13 protein-coding genes are annotated in these 13,980 nt (G+C 71.8%); 7 read left to right on the top strand and 6 right to left on the bottom strand.

Annotation, left to right across the window (positions count from 1 at the left end):
- Nucleotides 1-310: 310 nt before the first annotated feature.
- Nucleotides 311-1,042, bottom strand: coding sequence for a VIT1/CCC1 transporter family protein (locus tag ACIA8X_RS18365; RefSeq protein ID WP_399458671.1), 732 nt, complete (start codon nt 1,040-1,042; stop codon nt 311-313).
- 294 nt (nt 1,043-1,336) lie between these two features.
- Between ACIA8X_RS18365 and ACIA8X_RS18360 the strand changes: the two genes are divergently transcribed.
- The 7 genes from ACIA8X_RS18360 to ACIA8X_RS18330 are packed head-to-tail and all read left to right on the top strand — an operon-like array spanning nt 1,337 to nt 9,571.
- The gene (locus ACIA8X_RS18360) at nt 1,337-2,482 is read left to right on the top strand and encodes an ADP-ribosylglycohydrolase family protein (protein WP_393442570.1); all 1,146 of its coding nucleotides are present in this window, start codon (nt 1,337-1,339) and stop codon (nt 2,480-2,482) included.
- Nucleotides 2,479-4,002 carry an ADP-ribosylglycohydrolase family protein gene (locus ACIA8X_RS18355; protein ID WP_393442568.1) on the top strand — a complete coding sequence of 508 codons (1,524 nt, stop codon included), beginning with the start codon at nt 2,479-2,481 and terminating at the stop codon, nt 4,000-4,002. The genes ACIA8X_RS18360 and ACIA8X_RS18355 overlap by 4 nt, the downstream gene beginning before the upstream one ends.
- A gap of 8 nt (nt 4,003-4,010) precedes the next feature.
- Complete coding sequence (locus ACIA8X_RS18350; RefSeq protein ID WP_393442566.1) at nt 4,011-5,222, top strand: ADP-ribosylglycohydrolase family protein; 1,212 nt, start codon at nt 4,011-4,013, stop codon at nt 5,220-5,222.
- Nucleotides 5,210-6,625: an ADP-ribosylglycohydrolase family protein gene (locus ACIA8X_RS18345; protein WP_393442564.1), complete on the top strand. Its 1,416-nt coding sequence runs from the start codon at nt 5,210-5,212 to the stop codon at nt 6,623-6,625. The genes ACIA8X_RS18350 and ACIA8X_RS18345 overlap by 13 nt, the downstream gene beginning before the upstream one ends.
- Nucleotides 6,622-7,515 carry a ribokinase gene (gene rbsK, locus ACIA8X_RS18340; protein ID WP_393442562.1) on the top strand — a complete coding sequence of 298 codons (894 nt, stop codon included), beginning with the start codon at nt 6,622-6,624 and terminating at the stop codon, nt 7,513-7,515. Before ACIA8X_RS18345 ends, rbsK begins: the two co-directional genes overlap by 4 nt.
- Entirely contained in the window at nt 7,512-8,723 is a 1,212-nt protein-coding gene (locus tag ACIA8X_RS18335; protein WP_393442560.1) for a CaiB/BaiF CoA transferase family protein, read from the top strand. Before rbsK ends, ACIA8X_RS18335 begins: the two co-directional genes overlap by 4 nt.
- Complete coding sequence (locus ACIA8X_RS18330; RefSeq protein WP_393442558.1) at nt 8,720-9,571, top strand: HpcH/HpaI aldolase/citrate lyase family protein; 852 nt, start codon at nt 8,720-8,722, stop codon at nt 9,569-9,571. The genes ACIA8X_RS18335 and ACIA8X_RS18330 overlap by 4 nt, the downstream gene beginning before the upstream one ends.
- 57 nt (nt 9,572-9,628) lie before the next feature.
- Here the strand turns inward: ACIA8X_RS18330 and lgt are convergent, their stop codons facing one another.
- From lgt to trpM, 5 genes are all read right to left on the bottom strand, one after another.
- A complete protein-coding gene (lgt, locus tag ACIA8X_RS18325; protein ID WP_393442556.1) occupies nt 9,629-10,609 on the bottom strand; it encodes a prolipoprotein diacylglyceryl transferase in 981 nt (326 codons plus the stop codon).
- Between the two features lie 100 nt (nt 10,610-10,709).
- Nucleotides 10,710-11,483, bottom strand: a complete 774-nt coding sequence (locus tag ACIA8X_RS18320; protein ID WP_393442554.1) for a DsbA family protein — start codon at nt 11,481-11,483, stop codon at nt 10,710-10,712.
- Nucleotides 11,484-11,588: 105 nt separating this feature from the next.
- Complete coding sequence (gene trpA / locus ACIA8X_RS18315; protein WP_393442552.1) at nt 11,589-12,407, bottom strand: tryptophan synthase subunit alpha; 819 nt, start codon at nt 12,405-12,407, stop codon at nt 11,589-11,591.
- Complete coding sequence (trpB, locus tag ACIA8X_RS18310) at nt 12,404-13,690, bottom strand: tryptophan synthase subunit beta (RefSeq protein ID WP_393442550.1); 1,287 nt, start codon at nt 13,688-13,690, stop codon at nt 12,404-12,406. The genes trpA and trpB overlap by 4 nt, the downstream gene beginning before the upstream one ends.
- Before the next feature lie 109 nt (nt 13,691-13,799).
- Entirely contained in the window at nt 13,800-13,967 is a 168-nt protein-coding gene (gene trpM, locus ACIA8X_RS18305; RefSeq protein ID WP_351926813.1) for a tryptophan biosynthesis modulator TrpM, read from the bottom strand.
- Nucleotides 13,968-13,980 lie beyond the last annotated feature (13 nt).

The raw sequence follows: 13,980 nt of genomic DNA, 5'->3' as shown, positions 1-13,980 counted from the left end.
CAAAATTTCGTGCAGGTTACATGATGGGGCGGTTCTCGGGAAGCGGGATAATCCGTTCCATCATGCGGACACCGTGGGTCACGGCGGGGTACCGCACAGGGCGGCGAAAGATATGTGGGGACCCGGCGGAACAAGATCGATCAGATCGGAATCCGCGGGCCCGACGGCGAGGAGGGCGTCGTCGCCCACCCCGCGAGTGCGCCCCAGGCGTCATTGCCCTCAGCGCTTACGGCTCATGCCCGGTGGTCATGCATCCGAAACCAGCGAGTAACGGCTACTTATGCGGCCCAACGCATAAGTTCGAGCCGAGCTATCCTACGGCGATTCCGAACAAGCTGCCCAGGGCGTACGTCACACCGGCAGCGGCCCCGCCCAGCGCGAGCTGGCGCAGCCCGCTGAACCACCAGGTGCGCGCCGTCACCTTGGCCACAACGGCACCACACAGGAACAGCCCGAAGAGCGCGAGGAGCACGGCCGGCCACAGCGTGGTGGCGCCGAGCAGATACGGCAGTACGGGCAGCAGGGCGCCCAGCGCGAACGACCCGAAGGACGAGACGGCCGCGACCGACGGCGACGGCAGATCACCGGGGTCGATGCCGAGCTCTTCCCGGGCGTGTATCTCCAGAGCCATCTCGGGATCACGGGAGAGCTGGGCGGCCACGGCCCGCGCGAGCTTCGGCTCGACGCCCCGCACCTCGTAGAGAGCGGCGAGCTCGGCTTCCTCATCCTCCGGGTGCTTTCTCAGCTCCCGCCGCTCGACATCCAGCTCGGCCTCGACGAGCTCGCGCTGCGAGGCGACGGAGGTGTACTCACCGGCGGCCATGGAGAAGGCGCCGGCGGCAAGCCCGGCGAGCCCGCTCAGCACGACGGTCTGATGACTGACCGCTCCGCCCGCGACGCCGGTCATCAGGGCGAGGTTGGAGACGAGCCCGTCCATCGCCCCGAACACGGCGGGCCGCAGCCACCCTCCATTCACATCCCGGTGCGTGTGGTTGTCACGGTGCGCCACGTGCAGCGGTGCTTCGATCTCGATGATGGCCATGGGTCCCCCAAAAGCTCAGGCAAGACAACCGGGCAAGAAACTCAGGCAAGGCTGTCTTTAGACAGGTTCTATTCTTCGACAAGGCCAAATCTACGCCCGGCAATCCCTCCCCACCAGCAAGGAAAGGCTGGTCTAACCTGCGGTTTCCCTCCGGAACGCTCATTCGCGTATAGGGCCGCACAAATGTCGACCGGGTGACACTGGGGCTTCCGAGGCTCGGGTCAACCGCCGACGGTGGGACATATCCGCAAAGGGCTCCGCGCCCTGGGCGGAGCCCCCGGAGGAAGGCCGCGTATGGCATCGATCGCCTGCATCCCCTCGGTTCCGGCGCCCGGGGAAGCCGCCGAACTCCGCGAACGGGCCCGCGGCGCCCTGCTCGGCCTGGCGGTCGGCGACGCGCTGGGCGCCCCGGCGGAGAACATGAAGCCCTCGGAGATCCGCGCCCGCTGGGGCCGCGTCACGGGCTTCGTCACCGACAACCCCTCCGGCACGGACGACACCGAGTACGCGATCTTCTCGGGCCTCCTCCTCGCCCGCCACGGCTCGGCCCTCACCCCGGCCCATGTCGAGACGGCCTGGCACGAGTGGATCGCGGACCGGGCGGAGGGCCCCTTTCGAGGCGCGGGCTTCAGCGAACGCGGCACGCTGGAGAACCTCCGCCGGGGCCTGGCCGCCCCCATCTCCGCCCAGCACCGCCACGCCTGGAGCGACGGCCTCGCCATGCGGGCGGCTCCCTTCGGCGTCTTCGCGGCTGGCCGCCCGGCGGAGGCGGCCCGTCTGGTGGCGATCGACGGTTCGGTCAGCCATGACGGCGAGGGCATCTACGGCGGCCAGGCGGTGGCGGCGGGCGTTGCGGCGGCGATGGCGGGCGCGCCGACGATCGCGGTGGTCGCTTCGGCCCTGGCGGTGGTCCCGGACGACTCCTGGACGGCCCGCTCCCTGCGCCGTGCCGTCGCGGTGGCCCACCGAGGCGAACGCGCGGTCCGCTCCGCGGTCGTCATCGGCGGCTACCCCTGGACCGACCTGGCCCCCGAGGCCGTCGCGCTGGCCTTCGGGGCGTACGCGGCGGCGGACGGCGACTTCGTCCAGGCGGTGCTGACGGCGGTGAACATGGGCCGCGACGCGGACACGACGGCGGCGGTGGCGGGGGCACTGGCGGGCGCGACACAGGGGGAATCGGCGATCCCGACGGAGTGGGCGGCGGCGATCGGCCCGGCTCGGGGAAGCTGCCTGCCGTCGATGGCCGGGCACCACGTCCTGGATGTGGCGGAACTGCTGACGCCCGGGGAGGGCGGGAAGTGGGGGGCGGGGGGAGGCGCGCCGAGTGAGGTACCGGCGGGGGAGGCACAGCCAAGCGAGGCACGGGTGAGGCAGGAGGCTCCCGCACTCCACTCCCTCACCCTGCTCACGGACGCCGACGAGCCGGAGGCCCGACCGTGACACCGCCCAGCCCCTGGGACGACGGGACCCACCCGACGGACGACCCGGTCGGGGCGGAGCGCGGGGCGGGGACGACTGCGGACGTCGTGGCCGGGACGGCGTCGGAGGACGTTGTGGCCGGGACGGCCTCGGAGGATCTTGCGGCCGGGACGGCGTCGGAGGACCTTGCGGCCGGGACGCCCCCGGGAGACCTCGTGGCCAGGACACCCCCGGAAGGCTTCGCGCCCCGGACAACCTCAGAAGCCCCCGCCCCCCGGACACCCCCGAACAACCCCGCAGCCGCCGACGGCGAGCACCCCCCACCGGGGCCACCCGCACCCGACGACGAAAGTCGCACGGGCGGTGCGGGTGGGAAACACTCGGCCGAAGGCGAAGCCGAGGCCGACACGGCGGCGCACCCTCAAACCGGCCCCCGCATCCTCGGCCTACTGCTGGGCCTAGCCGCAGGCGACGCCGCCGGATGGCCCGCCGCCCGCCACCGAGCCGCCCGCATGCCCGAATGGACCCGCCGCCTCACCCGCGAACTCGACACCTTCGCCGAACACAACGCGACCACCACCCTCCCCGTCCCCATCGCCCTCAACCAACCCCCCGAACCCCTCCGCCTCGGCCCCTCCGACGACGCGGAATGGGCGGCCTTCGCCGCGGAGGCAGTCCTCCGCGCCGGCGACGACACCGCCCTCGGCGACCTCAGCCGAGAACGCCGCACCCGAGCCGCCATCGACCTCACCTGGAACGCCGTGGCCAGCGAGGTCGCCGCCGCAGCCGACCGCGCCCCAGAAGTCGAGTCGGCCATCCTCCCCCTACGCGCCCGCATCTCCGTCCGCGCCGGCCTCGGCAACCTCGCCACCGGCCTACGCCCACCCGCCACCGGCCACGACAACCCGCACTACTTCGACGACGCCGCCTGCGTACGGGCCTGCGTCCTGGCCGTGGCCCACCCCGGCGACCCCCACCGCGCCGCCGACCTCGCCGAGTTCGACGCCCGCTACACCCAGGACGGCGACGGCGTACACGGCGCCCGAGCGATGGCGGCGGCCCTCGCCCTGGCCCTGACCGGTGCGAACACCGAGACCTGCGTGACAGCCGCCCTCGCCGAACTCCCGGAGGAGACGGAGATCGGCCGCAACGCCCGCCACGCCCTGCAGCTCGCCCGGGCCGCCGACAGCGCCTTCGCCCTCATCCCCCTCCTCGAACACCAAATCGTCGACCACGTCTACAGCTACGGCATCGCCGCGGCCGAAACGGTCCCGGTGGCCCTCGCCCTCACGGTCGCGGCAGGCGGCCGTATCGCCGAAGCGGTCCCCGCGGCCGCGTGCCTCTCCCGCGTCGCCGACTCGGCACCTGCCCTGGCAGGCGCGCTGACGGGCGCGTTGGGCGGCGGTACGTCGATCCCGGCGTCCTGGCGCGACACCTGCCGCACCCTCTCCGGCTGCGTACTCCCCCGCCTCACCGGCACCGACCTGGTGGAACTCGCCGAACTCCTGGAAGCCACACAACCGGCCCGACCAGGAGGATGATTCGGGGCATGACGCCCAAAGCAGAAGAAACCAGTGGCTCGCGAGATACCCGTAGCGCGCGAGAGACCAGTGGTCCGCGTCTCGACGAGCGGATCACCGGTGCCCTGGTCGGCGCGGCGGTCGGCGACGCCCTCGGGGGCCCGGTGGAGGGCTACTCCCCCGACCAGATCCTCGAACGCCACAGTGGCCGGGTCCACGGCATCGTCGGCCCCTGGAACGGCGACGCCTGGCGCACGGCCCGCCCCATCGCGCCGTACCACAAGGGCGACGGGCACGTCACCGACGACACCTTGATGACGCACGCGCTGGTCCGCGTCTACGCGACGGTCCGCGACCACCTCGACGCGTACGCGATCGCCGACCATCTGGTCCCGGACCTGATGACGAACCCGCGCTGGATCCCGGAGCTGGAGTCGGAGGCCCTCCTCCTGCACCGCGTCTTCCTGGCGGAGAAATGGCTGGTGGCCCGACTCCACTACGGCCACGTCGACCCGCGAGAGGCCGGCGTGGGCAACATCGTCAACTGCGGGGCGGCGATGTACATGGCCCCGGTCGGCCTGGTCAACGCGGCCAACCCGAGGGCCGCGTACGCCGAGGCGCTGGACCTCGCGGGCGCCCACCAGTCGTCGTACGGCCGCGAGGCGGCGGGCGTCTTCGCGGCGGCGGTGGCGGCGGCGTGCACCCCCGGGGCGACACCGGACGCGATCGTCTCGACCTGCCTGTCCCTGGCGAAGGACGGCACGAGGGCGGCGATCGAGAAGGTCTGCGAAGTGGCGAGCACCCACCCGGACTTCGAGTCGGCACTGGTCCCCCTCCGCAAGGCGATCACCCCGTACGACACGGTCGGCCCCGACTACCGACAGCCCTCCCTCGGCGCCCGCCGCCCCTCCCGGCTGCACGCGATCGAGGAACTCCCCATCGCCCTGGGCATGTTGCTGGTCGCGAACGGCGACTACCGCCAGGCGGTGCTGGGCGCCGTGAACTACGGCCGGGACTGCGACTCCATCGCGACGATGGCCGGCGCCCTCGCCGGCGCCCTGGGCTCACCGCCCCCGGAGGACTGGTCGAAGACGGTCGCGGAAGCCAGCCGCCTCGACCTCTGGGAACCACCGCGCACCCTGACCGAGGTCACCAGAGAGATCCACGCCCGCGACGTACGACTGCGCCGCTCCCACGAGGAGGCGTTCACCGCACTGGAGGGCCGAGGATGCTCCGACTGACCTGGGTCCAGCCGGAGGACCTCCTGGGCCACGAACTCCGCCAGGCGGCGCTGGACGGCCGAGAGCCGTCGAGGATCGCGGCACGTTGGAGGGCGGCCGGCGGCCTGGAAGCACCGTTGCGCGCAGGGGCGTCACCGGAGCCGACGTCGAGATACCTGCGGACGCTGGCCGAGGACCTACTGGATGAACTGGCGGACCTGCCCAGCAGGTTGAAGGACGAGGAGCCGACGGACCTGAAGAAGATCAGGTCCCTGTGCCCGAACTGGCCGTCCGATGCCGACGCCTCTGCGCCGCCGCCCACACGGGCCTGCCTCGAAGCCGCCTGGCTGGGCCGAGCAGTCGGCTGTCTCCTCGGCAAGCCCGTGGAAAAGCTCCCCCTCGAAGCCATCCGCCAACTGGCTCGATCCACCGGCAACTGGCCCCTCACCACGTACTTCACAGCCAGGGGTGTCCCCGCGGAACTCACCTCGGAATACCCCTGGAACCGCCGCTCGGCGAAGACCTCCCTCGCCGAGAACATCGACGGCATGCCCGAGGACGACGACCTCAACTACCCCCTCCTCAAGCTCCTCCTGCTCCAACGCCACGGCAAGGCCTTCACCACCACGGACGTAGCCCGCCTCTGGCTCGACGAACTCCCGGCCGGCCGCACCTTCACCGCCGAGCGCATCGCCCACCGCAACCTCCTCCTCGGCATCGAGCCCCCGCACACGGCCCGCCACCGCAACCCCTTCCGCGAATGGATCGGCGCCCTCATCCGCGCCGACGTCCACGGCTGGACCAACCCCGGCGATCCGTCCGCCGCGGCCGAACAGGCCCACCGCGACGCCACCCTCACCCACACCGCCAACGGCGTCTACGCGGCGATGTTCACGGCGGCGGCCATCGCACAGGCGGCGACCGGCACCGCCGACATCCACACCTGCCTGCGCACCGGTCTGACAGTGATCCCCCCGAACTGCCGTCTGGCCCAGGCGATCCGCCACGCCGTCCAACTGGCCGAAGCCCACGAGGACTTCGACACGGTCGTCGACACACTCCACGCCATCTACGCGGACACTCACCACTGGGTCCACGCCATCCCGAACACCGCCCTCATCGCCGCCGCCCTCACCCACGCGAACGGCGACTTCACCGGCTCCATCTGCCGTGCCGTGTCGGGAGGTTGGGACACGGACTCCAACGGCGCGACCGCCGGCAGCATCGCCGCCCTCCTCACCGGCACCCCCTCCGCCCTCCCCGACCGCTGGACGGCCCCCCTCAAGAACCGCCTCGCCACCTCCATCGCGGACTTCAACGGCACCGGCTTCGACGCCCTGGCCCAGCTCACGCACGAACTCACCCACGCCCTCCCGCACGAACTCCCGCCCGGACGCACCCACTTGGAGGCCACTCGCCCATGACCGACATCGTCGTGCTCGGCAGCACGAACATGGACCTCGTCACCTATGTCGAAAAGGCACCGCAGCGCGGCGAGACCGTGACGGGACGGGAGTTCCGTACGATCCCCGGCGGCAAGGGCGCCAACCAGGCGATCGCGGCGGCCCGAGCGGGCGGCGACGTCCTGATGATCGGCGCCGTCGGCAACGACGCCTACGGCACCCACCTGCGCTCCACCCTCGAACACTCCGGCGTGGACACGGACGACCTGCGCACGGCCGAGGGCCCCTCCGGCACCGCGCACATCGTCGTGGACGACGAGGGCGGCAACGCGATCGTCGTGATCCCCGGTGCGAACGCCACGCTCGACCACCTGAGCCCCGGCGACGAGGGCGTCATCGCCTCCGCCGACACGCTGCTGCTCCAACTGGAGATCCCGCTGGCCGCGGTCGTCGCCGGCGCACAGGCGGCCCGCCGCCACGGCGTCCGTACGATCCTCACCCCGTCCCCCGCCCGACCGCTCCCGGCCGAACTCCTCGCCGCCGTCGACCTGTTGGTCCCCAACGAGCACGAGGCCACCACCCTCACCGGCCGCACCGACCCGCGCGAGGCCGCCACCGCCCTGCTCGACCGGGTGCCCGAGGTCGTCGTCACCCTGGGCGCGGCCGGGAGTCTGTACGTCACCCGCGGCGCCGATCCCGTGCCGGTTCCGGCCCCGAAGGTCACCGCGGTCGACACCACCGCCGCCGGGGACACGTTCGTCGGCGCCCTCGCGGTGGCGCTCGGCGAGGGGCGCCCGATGCCGGACGCGCTGGCGTGGGCCGCGGCAGCGGCGGCGCTGTCGGTCCAGCGGGCGGGCGCCACGGTGTCGATGCCGTACCGCCCCGAGATCGAGGCACGGTACGCGTCATGACCGAGGCAACCGCCCGCGCGACCACCGCCCCCTTGGCCGGCCTGCGCGTCCTCGACCTCGCCACCCTCTTCGCCGGCCCCCTCGCCGCCACGATGCTCGGCGACTTCGGCGCGGAGGTCGTCAAGGTCGAGCACCCCGCCAAACCGGATCCCTCCCGCGGTCACGGTCCGTCGAAGGACGGCGTGGGTCTGTGGTGGAAGGTCCTCGGCCGCAACAAGCGCACCATCACCCTGAACCTCTCCAAGCCGGGTGGCCGCGCCACCCTCCTACGCCTGGCCGCGACCGCCGACGTCGTGATCGAGAACTTCCGCCCGGGCACCCTGGAGAAATGGGACCTCGGCTGGCCGGAGCTCTGCGCCGCCAACCCGCGCCTGATCCTGACCCGCGTCACCGGCTTCGGCCAGTTCGGCCCTTCCGCCCACCGCCCCGGCTTCGGCACCCTCGCCGAGGCGATGAGCGGCTTCGCCGCGCTCACCGGCGAACCGGACGCGCCCCCGACACTCCCGCCGTTCGGCCTCGCCGACTCGATCGCGGGCCTCGCGACCGCGTACGCGGTGCTGACCGCACTGGCCGCGCGCGAGCGCACCGGCGAGGGCCAGGTCGTCGACATGGCCCTCATCGAACCGATGCTGCTGGCGCTCGGCCCCCAGCCGACCTGGTTCGACCAGCTCGGCTACGTCCAGGAACGCACGGGCAACCGCTCCGCGAACAACGCCCCGCGCAACACCTACCGCACCGCGGACGGCACCTGGGTCGCCGTCTCCACCTCGGCCCAGTCGATCGCCGAGCGCGTGATGCACCTGGTGGGACGCCCCGAGCTGATCGACGAGCCGTGGTTCGCGACGGGCGCCGACCGGGCCCGCCACGCCGACGTCCTCGACCGGGCGGTCGGCGACTGGATCGCCCGCCACACCCGCGCCGACGTCCTCGCGGCCTTCGAGAAGGCGGAGGCCGCGGTGGCCCCGATCCAGGACGTACGCGACGTGATGACGGACCCCCAGTACACGGCCCTCGACACGATCACGACGGTCGACGACCCCGAACTCGGCCCCCTGCGCATGCAGAACGTCCTCTTCCGCCTCTCCGCCACCCCCGGCGCGATCCGCTGGGCGGGCCGCCCGCACGGCGCCGACACCGACGAGATCCTCACCGACCTGGGTCTGACCCCCGCCGAGCTGGCGGCCCTGCGTGCGGAGGGCGCCCTGTGACAAGCCCGGCAAGGACCGTCCCGCACCCCCTGACCTGGCTGTACGCCCCCGGCGACCGCCCCCGTGTGGTGGCCAAGGCGATGGCGTCCGGCGCCGACGTCGTCATCGTCGACCTGGAGGACGCGGTCGCCCCGGACCGCAAGGACTACGCCCGGGCGGCCACGGCCGACCTGCTCTCCGATCCGGAGCACCCCGTACCCGTCCACGTCCGCGTGAACGCCCTGGGCACCCCACCGGCGGCGAAGGACCTTCAGGCGCTGGCCGCCCTCCCCGGCCTGGCCGGCCTCCGTCTCCCGAAGGTGATCTCCGCCGAGCAGATCATCCACCTCGCCCAGACCACCCCGCCCACCGACCCGGGCGCTCCCCCGCTGCACGCCCTCCTGGAATCGGCCCTGGGCATCGAGCGCGCGTACGCGATCGCCTCCGCCCACCCCTCCCTCCACGGCATCTCGCTCGGCGAGGCGGACCTACGGGCCGACCTGGGCGTACGGGGCGACGCGGGCCTGGACTGGCCCCGCTCCCGCGTCATCGTGGCCGCACGAGCGGCGGGCCTGCCCCCGCCGGCCCAGTCCATCCACCCGGACATCCGCGACCTGGAGGGCCTGGCGGCGTCCTGCGACCACGGCCGCACCCTGGGCTTCCTGGGCCGCGCGGCCATCCACCCCCGCCAACTCCCCGTGATCGAACGTGCCTACCTCCCCACCGAGGCGGAACTCGAACACGCGGAAACGATCATCAAGGCGGCGGTGACGGAACAGGGCGCCCAGGCCCTGAAGGACGGAACCTTCATCGACGCGGCGGTGGTGGCGGCGGCCCGGAGAACCCTGTCACTGGCCCGCCGCCCCTGAAACGCGGCGAGGGCGCCCGGAAAGCTCCGAGCGCCCTCATCCACGTAGACCCAGGTCTCAGGTCTTCTTCGTTGCCGACCCGGCCTCGTCCTTGATGTCTTCCTCGACGCCGTCCCCGGCATCGTCCTTCACGTCGGTCTCCGCGTCCTTCACGCCGGTGTCCGTGTCGTCCTCGGCATCGGCACCGGAGGCGTCAGAGGCCTTGCCGTCACCGGAATCCTCGGCGCCGGGCTCGACCACGGCTTCCCTGCCCGGCCGCTTCCTCGCCGACAGCACGATGTACGTCACCGCGAGCAGGAACACGATCAACGCGGTCCAGTCGTTCAGCCGCAGCCCGAGAATGTGGTGGGCGTCGTCCACCCGCATGTACTCGATCCAGAACCGCCCCACACAGTACGCGGCGACGTACAGCGCGAACGCCCGCCCGTGACCCAGCTTGAAGCGGCGGTCGGCCCAGATCACCAGCAGTGCGACGCCGATGCACCACAGCGACTCGTACAGGAACGTCGGGTGGTACGTGCCCGGTACCCGGCCGTCCGTCGAGGACGTGATCTCCAGCGCCCAGGGAAGATCCGTCGGCCGTCCGTACAGCTCCTGGTTGAACCAGTTGCCCCAGCGCCCGATCGCCTGCGCGAGGGCGATACCGGGGGCGATGGCGTCGGCGTAGGCCGGCAGCGGGATGCCCCGGCGCCGGCAGCCGATCCAGGCACCCACCGCGCCGAGCGCGATGGCGCCCCAGATGCCGAGGCCGCCCTCCCAGATCTTGAAGGCGTCCACCCAGTCACGGCCCTCGCTGAAGTACAGCTGGTAGTCCGTGATCACGTGGTAGAGCCGGCCGCCGACCAGGCCGAACGGCACGGCCCAGACCGCGATGTCGGCCACCGTGCCGGTCCGCCCGCCCCGGGCGATCCAGCGTTTGTTGCCGAGCCAGACGGCTACGAAGACACCGATGATGATGCAGAACGCGTAGCCGCGCAGCGGAATGGGGCCGAGGTGGATCACCCCGCGCGACGGGCTGGGAATGTAGGCAAGTTCCATGGCAGGGTCGACGCTACCTTGCCGGGCGGCGCCGATGGCAGGCGGCCCGGCTACGGGTCCATAACAGGCGGCGCCCCGAGCAGGACCCGCCCGCGTCGGCTCATCCCTTGGCGGCCTCCTCGACCATCTGCTTCAACTTGGCCGGTGTCATCGTCTGGTCCTGGTAGATGTTCTTGCCGTTCAGCAGCACCGTCGGCGTACCGCTGAAACCGCCTTCCTTGAACGCGTTGTTGGACTTCTCGACCCAGCTGTTGTGGGTGCCGTCCTCGACGCACTTGCGGAAGGCGGGCGTGTCCAGGCCCTTGACCTTGGCCGCGAGTTCAAAGAGCTTGCTGTTCTTGGCGAAGGCGTCGTCGACCTCCGGCGGCTGGTTCTGGTAGAGCACGTCGTGGTACGGCACGAACTTCCCGGCGTCCTGGGCGCAGGCCGCCGCGTTCGCGGCGTTGCGGGAGCCGGTGCCGCCCATGTTGCCGTCGATGATCGTCGCCAGGTGGTACTCGACCTTGAGCTTCCCGGCGTCCGTCAGCTCGTGGATCGTCGACCGGTAAGCGTCCTCGAAGGACTTGCAGGCCGGGCAGCGGAAGTCCTCCCAGACCGTGAGCGTCGACTTGGCGTTCTCCTCGCCGACCGGGATCGCGAGGCCGTCCTTGCCCTGCGCGCCCGAGGGACCCACCACCGGTCCCGCGTCACTGCTGTCGTCCTTGCCGGCGTTCGCCGCGACGACTCCGACCACCGCCGCGAGTCCCAGCACGCAGACGACGCTCGCGCCGACGATCAGCGCACGGCGCCGCTTGTCGGCGGCCTTCTGCTTCTCGCGCTCGACCGCCAGCCGCTCACGGGCGGTCCGCTTACCCTCACGATTCTTTTCGCTCACACCCGCAGAACGAACCGGGGAGGCGCAGCGCGCCTCCCCGGCCTCAGGTCCACCCGTTCGAGCGACTCGTACGGAAGGCCCTTCTTCCTACTTCTGAGGGGCCCTCTACGCCTGTCCTCGCACGCCCTTCGCCAGCTCACCGGCGAGCTCGCGCACGGCCTCGATACCGGCCGCGTGATCCGGCGCGTCCAGCATCCGCTTCACGAAGGCGGAGCCGACGATCACGCCGTCGGCGAACCCGGCGACCTCGCCGGCCTGCACGGCGTTGGAGACGCCGAGCCCGACACAGACGGCGAGTTCGGTGCCGGTGGCGCGGGTGCGCTCGACCAGATCCTGGGCCTGCGCGCCCACGGACTCGCGTGTGCCCGTGACGCCCATCAGCGAGGCGGCGTAGACGAACCCACTGCCGACCGCGGTGATCTGCGCGAGCCGCTCGTCCTTGCTGCTGGGCGCCACGACGAAGACCGTCGCGAGCCCGTGCTTCTCGGCGTGCTCCCTCCACAGCGCCGACTCCTGGACCGGCAGGTCGGGCAGGATGCAGCCCGCGCCGCCCGCTTCCGCCAGCTCGGCGGTGAAGCGCTCGACGCCGTAGCGGTCGATGGGGTTCCAGTACGTCATGACGAGGACCGGCTTCCCGGTGGCCTCGTGGGCCTCGCGGACCGTGCGCATGACGTCGGCGATCTTGACGCCGCCCTTGAGGGCGATGTCGTCGGCGGTCTGGATGACGGGGCCGTCGAGGACGGGGTCGCTGTGCGGCAGACCCACCTCCACGATGTCCGCGCCCCCGTCGAGCACGGCCTTGATCGCCTCGATGCCGCCGTCCACGGTCGGGAACCCGGCCGGGAGATAGGCGATGAGTGCGGAGCGTCCCTCGGCCTTGGCGGCGTGCAGGGTGTCCGTCAACAGCTGGATGTTCCCGCTCACTTGGCGTCCCCCTGGATCTCGGCGGCACCGCCATTGGCGTCGGCGGCCACCTCGGCGTCGGTGTCGTACAGCCCGAAGTAGCGGGCGGCGGTGTCCATGTCCTTGTCGCCGCGCCCGGACAGGTTGACGACGATCAGCCCGTCCTTGCCGAGTTCCCTGCCGACCTCCAGCGCGCCCGCGAGGGCGTGCGCGCTCTCGATCGCCGGGATGATGCCCTCGGTGCGGGACAGCAGACGCAGGGCCTGCATCGCCGCGTCGTCGGTGACCGCGCGGTACTCGCCGCGACCGCTGTCCTTGAGGTAGGAGTGCTCGGGGCCGATGCCCGGGTAGTCCAGACCGGCCGAGATCGAGTACGGCTCGGTGATCTGGCCCTCCTCGTCCTGGAGGACGTAGGAGCGGGAGCCGTGCAGGATGCCGGGCTCTCCGGCGGTGAGGGTCGCCGCGTGCTCGCCCGTCTCGACACCGTGCCCGGCGGGCTCGCAGCCGATGAGGCGTACGTCCGTGTCGGGGATGAAGGCGTGGAAGAGGCCGATGGCGTTGGAGCCGCCGCCGACGCAGGCGACGGCCGCGTCGGGGAGGCGTCCGGCGCGCTCCAGGAGCTGGCGGCGCGCCTCGACACCGATCACGCGGTGGAAGTCGCGGACCATGGCGGGGAAGGGGTGCGGGCCGGCGACCGTACCGAAGAGGTAGTGGGTGTGGTCGACGTTGGCGACCCAGTCGCGGAACGCCTCGTTGATGGCGTCCTTGAGGGTGCGCGATCCCGACTTCACGGCGATGACCTCGGCGCCGAGCATGCGCATACGGGCCACGTTGAGGGCCTGGCGCTGGGTGTCGATCTCGCCCATGTAGATCGTGCACTCGAGGCCGAAGAGTGCGCACGCCGTCGCCGTCGCCACGCCGTGCTGACCGGCGCCGGTCTCGGCGATCACCCGGGTCTTGCCCATGCGCCTGGTGAGCAGGGCCTGGCCGAGGACGTTGTTGATCTTGTGGGAGCCGGTGTGGTTGAGGTCTTCCCGCTTCAGGAAGATCCGTGCGCCACCGGCGTGTTCGGCGAACCTCGGCACCTCGGTGAGGGAGCTGGGGCGGCCGGTGTAGTTGACCAGCAGGTCGTCGAGCTCGCGGGCGAACTCGGGGTCGTGCTTGGCCTTGTCGTACTCGACGGCTACCTCGTCCACGGCGGCGACGAGGGCCTCCGGGATGAACTTGCCGCCGAACGCGCCGAAGTAGCCTTCGGCGCTGGGGACTTGACCGTCGGGGTCGGGGATGAAGAACTCGCTGGGCATGAGTGAACCTCACGGTGAGTGGTGTGTGAACAGCACTAATCGCCGTGGGGGCGGGGTTTGTCCGTTGGCTGCGGGCCCGATGTGGCTTGTCGCGCAGTTCCCCGCGCCCCTATGGGGCGCGCTGCCATCGACGGCCGTTTACCTGCCCAGGTTCGTCACCGATGACGTATCGCACTCGACGGCCGTGCACCCTGCGGGCGGGCGCGCGGCAGCCACGGGGGCGGCAGCCGCGCGCGAGGCGGGCGTACCTGTCCGTGGTCGTCGTCGTGAGCGTCATCGGGGCAACTCTA

The organism is Streptomyces sp. NPDC051738, from assembly GCF_044453205.1.
Taxonomy (GTDB): Bacteria; Actinomycetota; Actinomycetes; order Streptomycetales; family Streptomycetaceae; genus Streptomyces.
The sequence above is the reverse complement of the archived record's forward strand: the minus strand, read 5'-3'. Positions and strand labels throughout refer to the sequence as shown.